The organism is Methanosarcina barkeri 3 (assembly GCF_000970305.1).
Lineage (GTDB): Archaea > Halobacteriota > Methanosarcinia > Methanosarcinales > Methanosarcinaceae > Methanosarcina > Methanosarcina barkeri_A.
In genome coordinates, this window is the sequence record NZ_CP009517.1 from 3,922,930 (window position 1) to 3,940,197 (window position 17,268).

General features: G+C 36.2%; 16 protein-coding genes. 7 read left to right on the top strand and 9 right to left on the bottom strand.

Features of this window, described 5'->3' with window-relative positions:
- The first annotated feature begins 411 nt into the window (after positions 1-411).
- Both MSBR3_RS15985 and MSBR3_RS15990 read left to right on the top strand, forming a co-directional pair.
- Positions 412-687 carry a DUF4258 domain-containing protein gene (locus tag MSBR3_RS15985; RefSeq protein ID WP_230627552.1) on the top strand — a complete coding sequence of 92 codons (276 nt, stop codon included), beginning with the start codon at positions 412-414 and terminating at the stop codon, positions 685-687.
- The gene (locus MSBR3_RS15990) at positions 684-938 is read left to right on the top strand and encodes a type II toxin-antitoxin system MqsA family antitoxin (protein ID WP_048109159.1); all 255 of its coding nucleotides are present in this window, start codon (positions 684-686) and stop codon (positions 936-938) included. The genes MSBR3_RS15985 and MSBR3_RS15990 overlap by 4 nt, the downstream gene beginning before the upstream one ends.
- A 218-nt stretch (positions 939-1,156) precedes the next feature.
- On the opposite strand, the gene MSBR3_RS15995 is transcribed toward MSBR3_RS15990, so the two are convergent.
- The 3 genes from MSBR3_RS15995 to MSBR3_RS20490 form a co-directional block, all read right to left on the bottom strand.
- The gene (locus MSBR3_RS15995) at positions 1,157-1,438 is read right to left on the bottom strand and encodes a HepT-like ribonuclease domain-containing protein (protein WP_230627554.1); all 282 of its coding nucleotides are present in this window, start codon (positions 1,436-1,438) and stop codon (positions 1,157-1,159) included.
- Positions 1,435-1,692 carry a nucleotidyltransferase family protein gene (locus MSBR3_RS16000; RefSeq protein WP_268989156.1) on the bottom strand — a complete coding sequence of 86 codons (258 nt, stop codon included), beginning with the start codon at positions 1,690-1,692 and terminating at the stop codon, positions 1,435-1,437. The genes MSBR3_RS15995 and MSBR3_RS16000 overlap by 4 nt, the downstream gene beginning before the upstream one ends.
- Before the next feature lie 1,116 nt (positions 1,693-2,808).
- Complete coding sequence (locus MSBR3_RS20490) at positions 2,809-2,973, bottom strand: hypothetical protein (RefSeq protein WP_155396841.1); 165 nt, start codon at positions 2,971-2,973, stop codon at positions 2,809-2,811.
- Between the two features lie 1,385 nt (positions 2,974-4,358).
- Here MSBR3_RS20490 and MSBR3_RS16005 point away from each other — a divergent pair.
- Entirely contained in the window at positions 4,359-7,622 is a 3,264-nt protein-coding gene (locus MSBR3_RS16005; protein ID WP_048109160.1) for a radical SAM protein, read from the top strand.
- A 23-nt stretch (positions 7,623-7,645) separates the two neighbouring features.
- On the opposite strand, the gene MSBR3_RS20495 is transcribed toward MSBR3_RS16005, so the two are convergent.
- From MSBR3_RS20495 to frhA, 5 genes are all read right to left on the bottom strand, one after another.
- Positions 7,646-7,783: a hypothetical protein gene (locus MSBR3_RS20495; protein WP_155396842.1), complete on the bottom strand. Its 138-nt coding sequence runs from the start codon at positions 7,781-7,783 to the stop codon at positions 7,646-7,648.
- A gap of 614 nt (positions 7,784-8,397) precedes the next feature.
- On the bottom strand, positions 8,398-9,273 hold the full coding sequence (gene frhB, locus MSBR3_RS16010) for a coenzyme F420 hydrogenase subunit beta (RefSeq protein WP_048109161.1): 876 nt from the start codon (positions 9,271-9,273) through the stop codon (positions 8,398-8,400).
- On the bottom strand, positions 9,266-10,147 hold the full coding sequence (frhG, locus tag MSBR3_RS16015; RefSeq protein ID WP_048109162.1) for a coenzyme F420 hydrogenase subunit gamma: 882 nt from the start codon (positions 10,145-10,147) through the stop codon (positions 9,266-9,268). Before frhG ends, frhB begins: the two co-directional genes overlap by 8 nt.
- Positions 10,134-10,613 (bottom strand): coenzyme F420-reducing hydrogenase, FrhD protein, encoded by a 480-nt coding sequence (gene frhD, locus MSBR3_RS16020; RefSeq protein WP_196296969.1) that lies wholly within the window; start codon positions 10,611-10,613, stop codon positions 10,134-10,136. The genes frhG and frhD overlap by 14 nt, the downstream gene beginning before the upstream one ends.
- A 5-nt stretch (positions 10,614-10,618) precedes the next feature.
- A complete protein-coding gene (gene frhA, locus MSBR3_RS16025) occupies positions 10,619-11,989 on the bottom strand; it encodes a coenzyme F420 hydrogenase subunit alpha (protein ID WP_048109164.1) in 1,371 nt (456 codons plus the stop codon).
- A gap of 1,111 nt (positions 11,990-13,100) precedes the next feature.
- Between frhA and MSBR3_RS19075 the strand changes: the two genes are divergently transcribed.
- Positions 13,101-13,406, top strand: a complete 306-nt coding sequence (locus tag MSBR3_RS19075) for a hypothetical protein (RefSeq protein WP_155396843.1) — start codon at positions 13,101-13,103, stop codon at positions 13,404-13,406.
- Positions 13,407-13,482: 76 nt separating this feature from the next.
- On the opposite strand, the gene MSBR3_RS16040 is transcribed toward MSBR3_RS19075, so the two are convergent.
- Positions 13,483-14,148 (bottom strand): right-handed parallel beta-helix repeat-containing protein, encoded by a 666-nt coding sequence (locus MSBR3_RS16040; protein ID WP_048109166.1) that lies wholly within the window; start codon positions 14,146-14,148, stop codon positions 13,483-13,485.
- A gap of 1,324 nt (positions 14,149-15,472) precedes the next feature.
- Between MSBR3_RS16040 and MSBR3_RS16045 the strand changes: the two genes are divergently transcribed.
- The 3 genes from MSBR3_RS16045 to MSBR3_RS16055 all read left to right on the top strand — a co-directional run bounded on the left by MSBR3_RS16045 (position 15,473) and on the right by MSBR3_RS16055 (position 17,043).
- Positions 15,473-15,922 (top strand): 30S ribosomal protein S19e, encoded by a 450-nt coding sequence (locus MSBR3_RS16045; RefSeq protein WP_048109167.1) that lies wholly within the window; start codon positions 15,473-15,475, stop codon positions 15,920-15,922.
- A gap of 135 nt (positions 15,923-16,057) precedes the next feature.
- A complete protein-coding gene (locus MSBR3_RS16050) occupies positions 16,058-16,426 on the top strand; it encodes a DNA-binding protein (protein WP_048109168.1) in 369 nt (122 codons plus the stop codon).
- A 5-nt stretch (positions 16,427-16,431) separates the two neighbouring features.
- Positions 16,432-17,043 (top strand): DUF7411 family protein, encoded by a 612-nt coding sequence (locus tag MSBR3_RS16055; RefSeq protein ID WP_048109169.1) that lies wholly within the window; start codon positions 16,432-16,434, stop codon positions 17,041-17,043.
- Positions 17,044-17,268 lie beyond the last annotated feature (225 nt).

A 17,268-nucleotide genomic window follows, 5' to 3' on the forward strand; every position in this document is an offset into this window, starting at 1 on the left:
CCATATTATATACTAAAAAGCTTAGCGTATATTTTCGTTAAAATGTTGGCGATACCCCATGATCAAAGTCTTTTAAAAATTGAATTATAGCAGTATCTGTAAAATTCTGCAGACTTTGAAAACTCCATTATCAATGAGGGTTTGAGTTCGTTCTCGTGCTTCACCTGGGATTGAAACTATCTCCTGTGAGTCCTTTTGTATCATTGTTATCATCTATTCTAATTTGATCTTTTTTAATGCTTTATTCTAAGCTATTTTTCTTGAACCGGTACTACTCTTAATTTTCAGCATTATTTATAATCCTCAAGCTTTCTTGAGGATTGGAAATTGGGGAATTTTAATCCGGCTAAAATGGGGAATTATTCACCAGCCTTGACATTAGTATAATCTCTGTATTTTGTTCACATATTTGTGAATATCATAACTAAAAATTGGATTCAAAAACCACATTTGTTTCAGAGGAATATTTCAACTGATAACATAAAAGAGGTTATAGTTTATGGGCAAATAATTGAGGATTATCCAGAAGACGAACCATGTCCATCAGCTTTGTTTTTTGCATATTCTGAAGGTAGACCCTGTCATGTTGTGGTAGCAGAATGTGAGGACCATGCAAGAGTTATTACAGTATATATTCCGGAAAATAATAAATGGATAGACTACATATTTAGGAGAGATCAAAGATGAAACCTGACAGATGCAGTTTTTGTAAAGGTAGACTTATTGAAGGTAAGACAGAATTTGTGGCAAAAATCGGAGAGCAGATTATTGCCATTAAAGATGTTTCTGCCTATATATGTGAAAACTGCGGAGAAGCATATTATACTCCAGAAGTTTCAAGGAAAATAGATATAGTTATGAAGAAATTTCATGAGTCCAAATTACTCTTGCATCCAGTGGCTGCCGGAGAACTAAGTTTTGATGAGATTTTAGCGTGATTTTGTATGTTTACACGCTATCAGCTCATGAAATTTAATTATTTATCCTGGCTCTTCGTTTTTTTATGTGGACATTCTCATAATATTCTCATAAAAACCGATGCGGTCTTGAATTGAAAATTATCTTATCCATAAGGAATGGCGAAGAACCTTATTTTTTAGTCTCCAGAATCTCGAGCATCACAAGAATCTCATCTTTTAAAGCAGGAATATCGACTTTAACAGTATGCCGAATCTTCCAAATTAATTCCAAAATAATGATGAATCAATCGATCCCTCATCCCAGCAATATCCCTCCAGGGAATTTGAGGATACTTTTCGCGGAGATCTGCGGATAAGTTTTTAGTGGCTTCACCTATAATCTCAATTTGCCTGATAGTCCCATCTTGAACTAGATTGCTAGACGAAAAATCTTCTTTTTCCATACCTCTAGTATATTCTTCAATACGTTCAATTGAATCGAGGATGTGGCTAAGGTAAATCGAGTCATTTTTTTTCATCCAGAGATCACGTTTGCTTCTTTTTTAATTCCTTCAATAAGATATGGGCTTATCGACCCTTCTGTTAGTAAATCGACTTTTACTCCAAAAAACTCCGATAACTCTCTCTCAATTCTAACCATAGTGAGCAGACCTTTCGTTTCGGAAAACTCTACAAGAATGTCAATGTCACTTTCCGGTCTTTCTTCCCCTCTTGCATAAGAGCCAAAAATAGCTACTTTTATTGCTCCTTCTTTCTTGAGGAATGAAGATATTTTTTCGAATCACTCTTTATTTTGGGAAGCACTCTACATATCAGCATAATTTCGTTTGTTACAATTTGAACATATCATGACGAAAGAGAGATACTTGTTATCATAGTTGATAAATTCAAATGAAAAAAAGAACAGCCGAAGCTGTCAACTTTAAAAACGAGTCTTTAAAATCAGTCCGATGAGTCCAAATAGTGAACTCATCATTATGGTCATCGTGCGGCGGTCTCCTTTAACTATAAGGGTGAACCCTTCTGATAGTTTTTTATAGTTTATGCTCAGTATTTCCATTGATATCAGTTTTGATATTTCTTTGGTTTTGTTCGGTGGACACTGCGGTGGGGATTGCCGTGTCTTCCGAACTATTCTTGAATCCGTTTTTCAATTTAACTAATTGATTTTTTTGTATATAAAGTCTACTGATAGCGAATTTTATATATACAAAATTCGAATTTCGTATATAAGAAATTCATCTGATGTTGAAATTTCTTACATTTGTATTAATGCGATCAATTGTATTTAAATTTTGTTCAAAAATAGGAGTCGTATACCTTCTTTTGTGTTATGCGTCACGCATAGCAACTTTTTCTTAAAAACATGTTGTTTTAGAGCTTGAATTTGCGTGCAAAACATATAAGATTTGCACATACCAATTTAGTACCACGCTACCAATGCTGTTTTTCGAATTATGGACGGTTTTTTATAAATTCGGATATTATGAAAGTCTTGATTTTTCAGAAAACTATTGCATTCTTGCTCAACTTGCGCTGGACCATAGATCCTATATTCGGCAGGTCGACCTAAGGAATTTTAATCTTTTTCTTGATGTCGTTTTTGAACATTTGACAAATATACATTAGATTTAAAACTTGTTTACGTGTGGCTCAATTTCCACAACATATAGAAACTATGGATCATTTTTCACTAAAGTTTAGCATGAAAGACTATTTTTGGATCATATGTAAACCTTACAACTGTATTTTTTAGAAGATTCAAGCTTTCAGCCATTGAAATAATTATATAAATGTAAAAATACAGTAATTTCTGAAAATTGCTGTATTGTAAATTACGGAATTGTAGAATTTTAACTAAAAAAGAAAACAGTCGAACCTGTACATTTTAATTGACGTTTCCTAGTGTTTGTTCAATGATTCCGGTAGGAATCCTTATCTCAATGCCTGTTTCAAATGAAATAGTCTTGTTTTCTTCAACAGGCTTTTCAGTTGGCCTTTCTTCAACAGATTTTTTATTGTTGTCGTATTTTAGTTTTATATAAGCAAGCATATAGTGACTTAGTTGATTCTTATCATATTTATAAAAAATCGAACATACTATTATATCACTAGTATACTATTATATCATTAATATACTATTATATTAACAGTATAGCCCCCCACTGCTAAAAGGTTTAAATTTTTTGTGAGAGGGGTGGCCTTGGCAAGTTAGCCCAAATTCGTTTAATCTGGAACCCTGATGCTGGATATCTACTTCTTCATTTTCAATTAAACATAAAACAATAACGGTTAATTGAAAACATATATTTACCTATTTCCAGTGCAGAATATTAGGAAAGTAATCGATAATGATTTGACCAGAAATAAAATAGTACTTCATGTGTCTTCGGTTAAGTGAGGAATCATGACAAATTGCGTCAATTTCCACAAATTCTGCATGCAGAGATAATAGTTTATCATGTGGATATGACCTGTCATTTACATGCTTATTATGAATTTTTTGCAACGAGCCACAAAATATATTTACATCTAATTATCTAATAACAAAATGTTATGAGCATAGCCTACTTGGATAACGAAACCCAAGAAAAAATAGGAAACGAGTTATTTGGAGACTATGACAAAGCTTTAGAAAAGATTTTTTCACTTACTAAATTTTTATTTATAATATTCGGTTTTTACGGTGTATTCAGAAATTAAAAAGATGAATAGCCGATATAAAATATCAATTATTATAATTGGAATCTCTCTGGCGTTTTTTGGTGTTATTTTAAGCCTTTTCTTTTTACTTCAGTGGTATTTCCCATATTACCCATATTGAGAGGATTATTAAAACAACAACTAAACTAATTTACTACTTTAAACTCAGTATTTCATGAATATAAAGATAAACACATATCGAAATTTGTTATAAACACGGTTAGCATTAAACTCTATTATTTTCTAAAATATGCCTAAACTATGATTTTGCGAACTAGTCGTGTAAACAGCAAAATGTCGTACAATATCGATCCTGGATGTGATTTTCAACAACAAACTTTTCTAAATTTTATATCTGCTACTCTCACATAAGGAAATGAGTATAAATTACCCACTCGAAACAACAAGAGCCGATTTGACATTAAAGGTATATAATTATGCACCAAAAATTAAATTGCTAAGACACTAGTAGCATCAAGATCGCCTATATTTAAAAGAGTAACAACAAGGTTCCATGCTATTAATGAGGTGTTAGGGTGTTCTTCAACACACACTTTCCTTCTTATGGTCAATACCTGCTTGAAGTGTTATGATTGTTACTGGCAGGATAGCATTCAATGTAAGTTGAAAGAAACATTTTAGAAGTCCTGAACAAATAGATAAATTGAAACTCTATAACCGATTAATACTTATTCAAATTATATAACTTATTGTAAATCCTTGGTGGAATAAACGATGTATGAATTAAATTCAATAAAAAAGTCTCTTGAAGATTTAAAAGAAAAACATAAATTAGATTATAGCTTGATTAAAGCTTATGCAGGAAGCTTGATCATAAAAAATCCAAGTTTAGATATATATCAAATAAAAGAATTATTATCATTAAATGAAGTAGTATTAAACGATTTTAAACCATCTGAATTTGAAGATAATTACATTATAATTCATAAACAAAATGTTGCGCAAACTAATGAATATGTCGCCTTCAAAAATAAATTAAATAATGAACTTGAAGGTGTAGAACTGGATAAAGTAGAAAAATGGCTTGATCAATTTCCATTTTTCGATTGGAAAATATATGGTTTGAAATTGCTATCTGAAACATTGTATATTAATGAGAAGAATAAGGACGATAATTTAAAAACAATTTTAAATTTCGTCAGTGATCCTGATAAAACGGTTATTTCGGATATTAAAGGATTGGTAAAAAGTTCTGTTAACCTCTTCTACGGATTAAATAAATTTTCAAAAATTTCGGTTGAAAATATTATTTTATCAAAAGATCTCGAACCTAATGACGATAGAGATATTGTTTTTATTGATGACTTTATTGGATCTGGAAATCAAGCAACAAAATATATAAAACAATTAAAAAGGGAAGGCAAAATAGATAAGCAAAAATTATATTTATTCGCTATTGTAGGCCTTAGTGAAGGTATAAAAAGATTAGAGGAAGAAAAATTATTTTCTGAAGTTAAAGTTGTACATAAAATTGAACACAAAGCTTTTGATAATAGTTATATTTTTTCAACATCTGATGCTGGAAAAGCAAAGGATGTCATAAGTAATATTGGAAAGCAATTAACTGACGAAAAAATGAGTTTAGGATATGATAATTCTCAAGCTTTAGTTTTTTTCCATAATAGCTCTCCTAATAATTCTTTACCTATATTTTGGGCGGAAGGAAAATGTAAAATTTTGGAAGGTATAGATAAAGAGTCAAGTGAAATCACATGGAATCCGCTTTTTCCACGTAAGGAAAAAGGAATGCATATATATTCAGAGAATGTTACGAATATTACTTCCGAGGAAAAATCATATAAAAACCTAAAGAAAATTATAAAAGATATAAACGGAAATAATGAAATAACAGACAATATAACATATATTTTAATGAAAATAATCAAAGAGGGTAACAATACATATATATACGACGAAAAAGAACTTAGCAAATTTATTTCTGAGGATGATTTAAAGTTAGACAATAGAATTAATAAAGCACTATATTCAAACTCATTAGAATGGTTAGGAAAAACTAAAAATAATTATTTCGTAAAATATGGGATTGGCTATATACTTAAATTGAATGAATTCCAGCAAGAGTTAAAACATTATATATTTAGTAAAGAGGAAGATGCAGATTTTACCTATATTCTGAATAAAATTGATCAGGATAAAAAGGCTGTATCCTATACATCTGATTCTTTTAATTTTTTAAATACAAAAAAACCTGAATATGAACCTTACACGCTAGCTGATAAAGTCCAGCCAAATGATACAATTAGAATCATGTCATATCATTATCGGTATGCACTTACTCAAGATAAGATCATGAATATATTTGAAAAGAAACTAAAACAAAATGTCAAAATTAAAATAATGCTTATGCATCCATATTCACCTCATATAAGATTACCACAAACAAGAAATGAGATAATACAAGCTACCTCTAACTTAATAGATATAGCTATTAAAGAAAGAAGCAGACACCTAGAAGTTAGGTATTATGGAAAAAAGTTAGTTGATGATCAACAAAATGAAAGTAAGAATTTCTTATTTCGTGGACATATTTATGGTAATGAAGCCATAGCTTTTGTTCCGTTTCCTTCAAAAAGATCAAATGGAACGGTCTTAGGGGATCCATATTATTTAACTTGGGATAAGCAAAACGTATTTGTCTTTATTAATAAAGACAACGATTCATTATTGAACATTATTGAATTATATCAAAATTATTTCGATGATATCTGGTATGATTCATCGACGTTAATTAATGAATTTCTTGAAGAAGAAATGATAAATGGAATAGATAATAAGCTAATTAGTCAACTATCTGATAAGTTTAAATCATATAATGAATTAAAAAATATTACTAACTGGTACGAAAATAATGAAAACATTGTCTCTGACATTAAAAATAAAGAATTAGTCCAAATCGAAATACATCCCACTAATAAATGTAATTTAATTTGCTCTTTTTGCTTCTATAAGGATAGAAGAATCTATCAAGAAATGAACACATCAACTCTTGAAAGAATTATTGATGATGTTTATAAATATGGAAAAAGGATCATTTTTTCGGGAGGAGGGGAGCCAACATACTATTCTGACATCGAATCAATTATAAAAAAATGTAAAGAATATAAATTACCCATTGGTATTATTACGAACGGTTATTTCGATAAATCGTTTATTGATTGTATTTATAGGAATTTTGAAAAAGATGACTTTATTAGATTTTCAATAGATGCGGGGAGCTCTAAAAACTTTAATAATATTAAGGGAATTCGTGGAAATGGAGACATCTATAATAAAATATTAAATAATATAAAAACAATTTCAGAATATAATAACCGACATTTCGAAGTAAGTATTGGTTATGCTGTTGGAAGTAAAAATTGTGATTTAAGCGAAATATTTTCATTTTTAGACTTTTTACGTCGTAATATTAAAAGCGACATTAAAATAATGTTTCGGCCAATTATCGATATACCAGAAGAAGAATTATTCAGTTCTGAGAGTTTAAATAACGAACAAATTGATATGCTATTGAATAATATTTTTGAAATCGAACGTAAAATTCCAATTGAAGTAAAACATAATCTTAGTGATTTTGTTTTACGATTAGAAACATTAAAAAATACACGAAATTATGGGATTATACGAAATAGTAATACTAATGAAAATAGATGTTATATAGCATATTCCGCGCCGATAATAGAACCGGATGGCAACATTTTCCTATGTCATATAAGTAGCAAATTATGGAGAATTAATAAAGATTCACCTGGATCACTAATTGGTTATAGTGTTGAAAATCCTATTGGCCAAATCATCAATAATAGAAATTTTTCAGATATATGGGATGATTTTAAAAATAAGCCTAATAATAAATATTATTATTGTAATAATTCAAAATTATGTAATCCAAGAGATCTATTATTAAATAAAAAAATGAATAGGAATTACGTACTTCAAATGCAAAATCAACCTCCTTAACCATCATATTTAAAATTCGAGTCTTAGAAAGTTGTTGGCTTATTGCTATTGATTTTGTACCCAAGTGCACAAGTCCTATAGGTCTTCCAGCCTTCTTTTTTTATTTTGTTCCAGAACTCATCAGAAATCTCATAATCGTGACCAATTTCTTGTCTTGACATTATAGTAAATTATCCTGAAGCAGAATTATTATACTTTTCGGATAGGCTCTTATGGTAATATATAAAAGGCTTTGTAGAAAACCTTACTTCGATGTAAATTATACAACATTTTTGTTTATGAGCTGATCCTAAAACTCAAAGTTATACTCAAATTTTCAGAAATACATAGGGTCCTTCCAAATCAGTACTAAAACTAAGGGTATACAATGCTTATTTTAGATAATAGATATGCATTTAGGGTTTCTCCATCTAAAATACATCCTAAAAATCAATTCTTTAGGTAAATAATATATAATACTCTTTTAAATCAAAAAGAGAGCGAAATAATTACTTTATTCCTTTACAATTTATGTTTATTTATAAATAAGGCATCTAATATCATTTTCATCTATATAAAATTCAATGTTAAAAATAAGGAAAAAGCAACGTTTAATTTACCAATTAAAGTATCTAAATCAGTTAAACAACAAATAGATCCTTTAATGAATGCATTTTTCAAGGGGTCTAGAAATACAGTATTTTTTAGTGAAATCAAAAATCAGGGATGAGAACCAATCCCATCCCCGTATTCAGTGTATCCAACACAATAGTTTTCAATGACGAAAAGAGGAGTTTTAGGCGTAAGGGTTACGTAATCCCTTGTTGACGCCGAAGGTCTTGCGCTCCTCAACTGTCTTCTGGTTTTTGTCGATCTTCTCTTTCGCAAGCTTCCTGAGGAGATCGAGACCGGGTTTGACTTCCTCAATGGGTTTCGTCTCGAACAGGCCTGCTGCGACTGCTTTGGACCAGATTTCGTTTCCTACTTTGGTGCGGATGAAAACCGTAGACCAGCCGTCCGGGCTTCCGACCGAACCGGTTGAGATGTCTGCGAGGTTAGAGACATAATCAAGACAGACATGACAGCCTGGCTGCTCGTATTTGTGGGTTTCCTTGAGAGGAACGGTAGCAACGTTTCCGCGTTCGGTGTAGACCCAGAACTTGCCTTTTGTGATCTCCATCTTCTTTACGGAGCCGAGGCTCTGAGCTGCGTGGTCCTCGACAATGCTCTGCATGGACTTGTATGGGAAGTTTTCCATACAGAAGAGCCCTACTGTAAAGGCGACCTTGCCTGGGACGTCCCGCATGTTGATAGGATAGAGCTGAGCCTTCCTCACTGCCTGCATCTGGCAGCAGACGCCTGTGATCCCGACTTTATCGAGGCCGAAGGATCTGGTTGCTTCCTTGAGCCAGGAGATCTGGGGGCTGATGCTGTATCTTGTTCCTCTTGCCTTGAGGATATCCTCGCGGGTCATAGCAACTTCAGGCTTTGGCTGCCAGGGTTTATCGCCTTCGCCTGCCACAATGGTTCCGTCGATGAGTCCCTCTTCAAGGGCATAGACCATGAGAGTGGTAGCGATTCCGCCGTCCTGAGCTTTCTTGAGGATCTCTTTGTCCGTGCTCCGTGCCGAGACACATGTAATATATTTGCCGAGATATGGGTCCTCAATCATTACTCTCACCTTCCTTAAGTGCGTCTGCAATTATCTCGTTGATGTTCTCGAATTCGGGAATCACGTCCAGGTTGAAGAACGACCTCGGACAGGCGCCATAGCAGGAGCCGCACTTAATGCAGAGGTCACGTTCACCCTGAGGTTTTCCGAACTCAAGGGTGATTGCCCTTACTGGACAGGATGCAGCGCAGGTGCCACAGCCCATGCAAAGTCCCTGGTTGATTACGTCGTACATAAGGTCGCAGAAACATCCTGAAGTGCCACGCTTCGCAAGGTCCATAAGGGGCTTTAAGTACTTGCCTGCAAGAGCCTTCTGGTCCTCATTCCCTTCAAGGAGCAGGTACGCCATGACAGCGACGTTCCTTATAAGTTCCGGGCTCGGTGGGCATCCTGGAATGTAAACGTCCACATCGATGAGATCCCCGATCGGGAGGAAAGACTCGTGCTGGGGCTGGTTGTGCTGCCCGCCGCGGCTGAACCGGGTGATGTTCCCATAGCACGCGCAGGAACCAAGGGCCACCACGATCTTGGACTTCTTCCGAGTCTCCTTGATGTCCTTCACTGATTCATGGTCCTGGATACAGACCGATCCCTCAACAAGCGCCACGTCCATCTCCGGAATATGCCGAACGTCAGCAAGCGTGAGGCAGTAGACGAGGTCGGCGTAGTCGTCCAGGATCTTGATGAGTCCCAAGTTGTTGTCGGCAATGGACACGAGGCAGCCGGTACAGCCGCTCATGTGTACATGTCCGAGCTTGATCTTATTTGTCACTGGTTTTTTCTCCTTTGTAGCTTCCGCCTTTTTCTCCATCATAACCTGAGCGGGTTTGGTTTCCACGTCCATGGTTTTCTTGACGGAGTTAAGCAGTCCCATAGTTTACTCCGATTTCCTTCAGAATCTCGGATACAGCATCTGGAATGGCTCTCTGTACCTCATCTGTAATCCCGATGACCATTTCGGGGGCAGGAACGTACTTCTTCTGGCATGCAAGAACCCGAATCCGGATATCGTCCTTAATATACCGGAGCGGCTCTGTCAGATCCCAGGAGTGGGCGTCCCGGTAGCTTCCCACGGGAAGCTCATCAACAGAGAGCCACCTGAGCTCACCGGGTTCTCCTCCAAAGTCCGCTATGTCCACAATGATAAGAGTCTTTGTTGATTCGGGATTAAGAAGAGTAAAGACAAAGTGGGGGCCTCCGAGCCCCGCATCAACAACAGTGACATTCTCAGGGAGTTTGAGGTCCTTGAGTCTCTCCACTACAGCTGGCCCAAATCCATCATCCGCATAAAGCGGGTTGCCACAGCCTGCCACCACGATCTCGGAGTACAGCGTTTCCATTCCCTTCACCACTGCATGAGCTTCTGGGCGACTATTTTTTCCTCCTCGTTCACCACGATCATGTGGGTTGCACACGAGACACACGGGTCATAGGCCCGAACAACCATCTCAGCAATCTGCCAGGGTGCTCCGGTCAGAGCGCGGCTGCAAGTAGGGAAGTTCCAGGTAGTGGGCACAAGCATTTCGTACCACAGTACTTTCCCGTCCTTAACTCTTGCCAGGTGAATATTGGTTCCACGAGGGGCCTCGTTCGCAGCCCAACCCATGGACCCGTCTCCCAGGGGAATGTGGTCAGCAAGGACCTTGCCCGAGGTATCCAGGTTGTCAAGGCACTTGAGTATGGTGTAACAGCAGTCAGGATACTCCATCTGTCTGGCGATATGCTGAGCGAAGGTACCCTTCTCGTCGAAGTTCTTAAATGCGGCAAGCCTTGCCCTGGGACCGACCTCAACCGGTTGGCCATCGTAAGTAGGAACACCTGTGCAGGCTTCCATCTGAGGGTTGGCCTTGGTGCCGACTTTTGTAGTGCCTCCGAGTGGGTAGCTAGGATCCTCAAGATCGATAGTTACTTCGCCCATGTACCAGTCCCATGGCCGAGTCTCTTTCCATCGGGAAAAATCCCAGGTGGGGTTTTCGTCCAGACTGGATGAGCCGTACATCGGAGATGTGGCCATGACTCCCTGATTGTGATATCCTAGTTTCTTGGGAAGTGGGATCTGCTTACCTGCGACCTCGACGAACTCCCTGTTCTGCATGTTCCTGATGACATCTAGCATAAATTCCATCTGCTCATGAGCAAGGACAAGGCCTTCCTTCGCCAGATCAGCCATCTTCTGCTTTGCACGGGGGCTCACATTGTGATACATCCCGCCGATTCTCGGGTTGGAGGGGTGGATTGCCTCGCCGCCTGCTATGGCTCCAATGGTCTGTCCGATCTCACGGATGCGGACGATCCTTGCCATAACGCTCCTGGCAGGCTGTTCGTTAGCGAACAGGTTGAACTTCTTCTCCGTCCCAGGGATGTAAAAATCCGGGAGAATCAGGATGTTGTGCAGGGCGATGCTGTGAAGGCGGTTCGCTGCATGGAGAATGGTCCTCAGGAGCTTTGCGTCCGTGGGAATCTCACAGCCGATCGAAGCCTCCATGGCCTCAGTGCTTGCCAGAGTGTGAGCAATAGGACAGATACCGCAGACCCGAGAAGCGATCTTCGGGACCTGCTCCATTGTCTTACCTATGGCGAGCTTCTCAATACCCCTGACCGGGGTGATAGAGAGCCAGTCTCCTCGCTCAACAATACCCTGATCATCTACCTTCAGGGTGAGCTTGGAGTGACCTTCAAGTCTTGTGGTTGGAGAGATTTCTACAACTTTCGTCAATGGTATGCCTCGTTTTCGATTGGTTGTTATTTAGGCTGTACCGTGGTTAAGGCACTTTCTGTGCGATTATTCTAAGATAGTTACTCGTACAAAGTACGTTAACCTCTTGAGTTCTCCAGCGCGTAGTACCTTAGTAAAATATTTGATTTATAATGATAAATGGTTGAAAACGCGATGTTACATAAATCCTTCTATCAATATAAAGAAGGTCAATAAAATTATAAGTATATTTTTTACAATTTATAAATAAAATTTTATATTAAAGGTAACTATTTTTACAAAAAAGAAAACATTGAAATTATCAAACGTAATTATGATATATATAATCATTTTTAATTTTTAGAACCCATAAATTATTTTAATAAATAGTAAACATAAATATTTAGTTAGAGATTATGACATATTTGGAAAACTTGCCTTTATATATAGCAAATACTTTACCACATTTTAACTTTTATCTTTGTATCGTTTTTCAGTTTGGAGAGCTATTTTCTTTTAGAGTATGAACCCGGTCTTGTATCTATCGTCATATTTATATAGTTTGTTTTAATGCAGAGTCACTTTAGATATTATTTCACCCAGTGAGTTAATAGTATAATTTCATGCTTTGGAGAACAGTTATAAACTGGATTCTTGGTTGTTGAAATTGCCCATTCTCCAAAAGTCCCTATTCATGATATAGAGGTACCTAGAGAAAAAAGGAATGTTGGAAATTTGTAAACGATACGTTTCCTATTAATAGTTAAAAACTTACAATAAAGATCTGTAATCCAGTATAAAGATCTGTAATCCCAGCATAAAAATCCGTAGTCTCAATATAAGTCTCAATATAAAAACCTATGATCCCAGCATAGATTAATGGCCTAAACAAAAGAAGATAATCGTAAACGGCAAATCTATTGAATTCGAACTGTTCTTGAAGAAGAAGATGCAAAAAAACTCTTCAGGAATGGCAGAAATCCGGTAGAATCAAGAGAACTAATAGAATTGTTTAAACGTGAAAAAAATATATGAGCAAGTTTTAAATTTGCCTTCTATTATTCCAGATTCTTAACTTTCCATAATATCCTATAATGAAAGTCATAATTTCTTTTCTATTAACTGCTAAAGTTTGGAATTAAGTGATTTTTTGAAAAATAACGCTTTAGCTGGTCTGAATAATATGATCAATAGAACCGTTCTATGTTTATGGAATGGAGAGTTAGTAGGATTTGTTGTTCTACTCGCAGACATAATTGAAGCTAAAGCCATAATAGACAGACTTGAGCACTATAAATACCGCAAACGTCCAGGCGTTAAAATTGCAAGATTAGCAGTAGATTCCAAGTTTGAAAGAAGAGACAATGGAAATGTTAAAAATGAAATTTTGAAAGAAATTGCGTATTACACAACCAGTGGAGAAATTTTGTCTATTTAATAGTTAAAAAATAAGTCCGTTTTTACCCCCACTCATTAATCTTTGCCCACTATTAATCTTTACCCACTATTAATCTTTAAAAGTACTTCATTCCCCAGCCAATGTTTACCTTATTTTTCACATATTTATTATTCGTAAACGTTGTCAATCTCCCTGGATTCTTTTCATATCCGTATAAATAAACACCATAATTACAATTTTTAAATGTATTTCCTGAAACTATCGGAAGTCCTGCACCTTCTCCAACAAACAAACCACATTTTGACTTGGAAATAATATTCCCTGTGATCGTGTTGTCAGATGTGTCTTGTAAGTGTATAGTTCCACCAATGATCTGATTATTCTTAATTAATGTATTACTTGCATGCCCGGCAAAATCAATACCACAGTTATAAAAATAATTATTTCTAATTACTGCTCTATAGCCTCCAGCATACCAGGCTTGTACTCCATATTTTTGGATAGAAAATCCATTAATTGTTCCAGATCCGCCACAATAATAGAAACCGTTAACTTTAGGATATTTTGTTCCGAGGATTGTTAAACTTTTATCGATCTTGACGTTCTCTTTATATGTTCCATAAGCTACTTGAATAGTGTCCCCGTTGTGTGCTGCATTTACAGCTTTTTGAATAGTTTTGTACGATTCTTTTGGACCTACTTTTAGAGTGGCTGCACTGGCTGTACTTGCTAGGATAAGCAAGACAACTAGGATGAGGGTTAATTTTGATAGTTTGTTCATATTTGGTACTCCTTTACTTTAAAAATGAAGGAAAACAATTTAAAAGTATCTATTTTAATTATTTCATAAAACTGGTATTTATAACCTGACTTCCGCCTTTTTAGGCGCATATATGTTTTTCCGTAAATCTGTAAGGTCAAATGATTGCAATTTAGAAATTTTAGCTTGCATCTGATGTGCTTAAGTTTAAGCGCATGTATCGATATCATGCGACATTTATGTGCTTAAAAATACGGAACTAAAGTTATAAAATTAAAATAGTAGATTTTCCATTGAAAGAAATCGATACCAAGAGACGATGCGAAAATGAGATGTGTTTTTCTTACATTTTTGTAAACTAGAATATACTGATATAAATAAACTGATGCGTCTATTTTCGTTTTAATTTGTAAACTAATATACAAATGATGTTATATTATATCCGTAGCTTGTATAAGTTGTCGTTCTAAATATTATCTAGTCTAGAAGAATTAGATTATCTGACAAGATTAAGCCGTTCTAGAAATTAATCTACAATTATTGTTGAAAGTTCCAAAATAGTACTTTTAAGCTATCACGGAAAAAACGAAATCGAGGTATTCAGAGAATTAAAATTAGATTATAAAACTATAAGACTTTGGATAAAACCATATAAGATTAAATCAATTCCTTATTTATTGGAAAATTCGTGATCTTCGGATCTATTCAAAAACTAAGTTTTGTGAATTTACTTAGAAACCGAAGTACTAATTAACGGAAAAAGTATTTGAATATTATATGGCATATTGCAACTTAACGCGATTTGTTATTAGGTTTTCATATTGTCACTAAGTGTTCCTTTATTTTGATATTCGTATACATTTAAAGTGTTCTGTCTCATCAACAAACCAGGTTTAGCTTCCTGCTTAACTTTCAGAATAAGTTCATCAAGCATTTATCTATAAGTTCACAAAATGCTTTTATAGCTTGAAAGTAATTACGCTGGATGTTCGTACTTGCGTCAATCGACAAGAGCCAATTCGATACAATTAGATCGTTTTTCAGTTTGAAGCTTTTCATACTATAAATCAGCTGATCGATTGTATATGAATACCTGAACACAGTAATTGATAAATATATCAACCTCCTTCCAGTTTAAACTAAAATCATATTTACCGGCTTATCGGGCCTGAAAGCCCAAACCATAAGAGTCCGCAAATCCAGCTATAAAGATCGGAAAGGACCTCTCGAAAGAGAAAGAGTTACCTCGTTTCGGGAAAAGTAGATTTCTGGCAGCCAGGGGAGAAGAATCGGCACTATCTCTCGGGATCTGCAAAGACAACCTAATTTAGAAAAGGTGGCATGCATGACAACAGTGTTTGATGTCCCTGCAATGGAACTTATCGAGAAGGTTGCAGGCATACTTAAAGAAAATGATAATGTCGTTCCCCCGGAGTGGGCAAAGAACGTAAAGACCGGAGTTCACAAGGAACTTCCTCCGAACAACGATGACTGGTGGTATATCAGAACCGCAGCGATCCTGAGGAAAATCTATACCGACGGGCCTATAGGAATTGAAAGGCTCAGATCGGTATACGGCGGAAAGAAGGACAACGGATCACAGCCATACCATAAAGCAAAAGGCAGCGGTTCGATTGCCAGAAAGGCAGTACAGCAGCTTGAAGCTGCAGGTTACCTGCAAAAAGTAAAGGACGGAAGAACCGTATCTGCAAGTGGACGCTCCATGCTTGACAATGCAGCTAATGAGCTCAAGCAAGAACTTGTTGAGAAGATCCCCGGACTTGCAAAATACTGAGAATTCCATCCGAAAGGGACCTGAAAAATTCTTAGGATTCCCTTTCAAATATCATTAATCTAAATTCAGATTATTAATCTTAATCCAGATATTATTAATCATAACCCAGATTGCTCCGGAAAACCGGTTTTTTAGATGATTGCCATGTCTACAATGGATGACGAACTCAACGAAATCCGAAAGAGACGGCTTGCAGAAATTCAGAAACAGCAGGCACAGAACCAGCCGTCTGACATCCAGGCAGCTTACCAGCAGGAACAGGCAAAAGCTGAAATGGAAGCTCAGAAACAGACTATCCTGAGGCAGATCCTTACTCCTGAAGCAAGAGAACGCCTTACAACTTTAAAGATGTCAAGACCGGCTCTTGGGGAACAGCTTGAGATGCAGCTGATCTCGCTTGCTCAGAGTGGAAGGCTTCCGTCTCAAATTAGTGACGAACAGCTTAAAAATCTCCTTATGAAGATGCAGCCAAAAAAACGTAAGACATCTATAACCAGAGTTTAAAAACAATGAGAATTTCGGTCCTGTTTAGCGGAGGCAAAGACAGTTCGCTCTCTGCCCTTTTAATGGAACCGTTTTTTGAGATAGAACTTGTAACCTGTAGTTTCGGCCTGCTACCCAACGGTGAGCTGGCAGAAAAAATTGCAAAAAGGTTAGGGTTTCCACACAGAGTTCTGTCTCTGGAATGGGAGGTCCTTGAAAAGGCTTACGAGAAAATAATGAAAGACGGTTTCCCGAAAAGTGCTATTAATTATATTCACGAAAAAGCCGTAGAGACTCTTGCTTTGGATCCGGAAGTTAAACTCATTGCTGATGGGACCAGAAGGGATGATAGAGTTCCTGTACTTTCAATCTCACAGGTACGAAGTATCGAAGATCGATTGGGAGTTCAGTACATATGCCCTTTGAAAGGGTATGGCAAAAAAACGGTGAGTATTCTTGTAGAGCGTTATCTGAAAATTGAAGAAGGACCGAGTGAAAACACTCAAAAAGCTGATTACGAAGCCGAGCTAAGGGAGTTAATCAGGCAGAGAGACGGTGAAGAGAAGATAAAAGAACTATTTCCTTCCCATATCCAATCCCATGTGCTTTCCAGAAAAAACTGCCAGAGCAGGCCTTGAAATCATGAAGTCTTCCGGAAGGGGAAAATTCTGGAATAAAGATTTATACAATAATCGAGTTATATTCAACCCTTATACTGCTGCAGATTAACCAAGACCCTTATAAAACTTACCGGATATGGTTTCAAAAACTGCTGCTTGACTGGCAGGAAAAAAACCTCGATATGCAAGGGTTAAAATCATCATCAACTAATTATCGGATATAATCGGAAATTAACAAAATTA

Excerpts from the sequence above, each read along its gene's own strand:
- MSBR3_RS15990 (WP_048109159.1), top strand. The coding sequence starts at position 684 with ATGAAACCTGACAGATGCAGTTTTTGTAAAGGTAGACTTATTGAAGGT.
- MSBR3_RS15995 (WP_230627554.1), bottom strand. The coding sequence starts at position 1,438 with ATGAAAAAAAATGACTCGATTTACCTTAGCCACATCCTCGATTCAATT.
- MSBR3_RS20490 (WP_155396841.1), bottom strand. The coding sequence starts at position 2,973 with ATGCTTGCTTATATAAAACTAAAATACGACAACAATAAAAAATCTGTT.
- MSBR3_RS16005 (WP_048109160.1), top strand. The coding sequence starts at position 4,359 with ATGTATGAATTAAATTCAATAAAAAAGTCTCTTGAAGATTTAAAAGAA.
- MSBR3_RS20495 (WP_155396842.1), bottom strand. The coding sequence starts at position 7,783 with ATGTCAAGACAAGAAATTGGTCACGATTATGAGATTTCTGATGAGTTC.
- frhB (WP_048109161.1), bottom strand. The coding sequence starts at position 9,273 with ATGATTGAGGACCCATATCTCGGCAAATATATTACATGTGTCTCGGCA.
- frhG (WP_048109162.1), bottom strand. The coding sequence starts at position 10,147 with ATGGGACTGCTTAACTCCGTCAAGAAAACCATGGACGTGGAAACCAAA.
- frhD (WP_196296969.1), bottom strand. The coding sequence starts at position 10,613 with ATGGAAACGCTGTACTCCGAGATCGTGGTGGCAGGCTGTGGCAACCCG.
- MSBR3_RS16040 (WP_048109166.1), bottom strand. The coding sequence starts at position 14,148 with ATGAACAAACTATCAAAATTAACCCTCATCCTAGTTGTCTTGCTTATC.
- MSBR3_RS16045 (WP_048109167.1), top strand. The coding sequence starts at position 15,473 with ATGACAACAGTGTTTGATGTCCCTGCAATGGAACTTATCGAGAAGGTT.
- MSBR3_RS16050 (WP_048109168.1), top strand. The coding sequence starts at position 16,058 with ATGATTGCCATGTCTACAATGGATGACGAACTCAACGAAATCCGAAAG.
- MSBR3_RS16055 (WP_048109169.1), top strand. The coding sequence starts at position 16,432 with ATGAGAATTTCGGTCCTGTTTAGCGGAGGCAAAGACAGTTCGCTCTCT.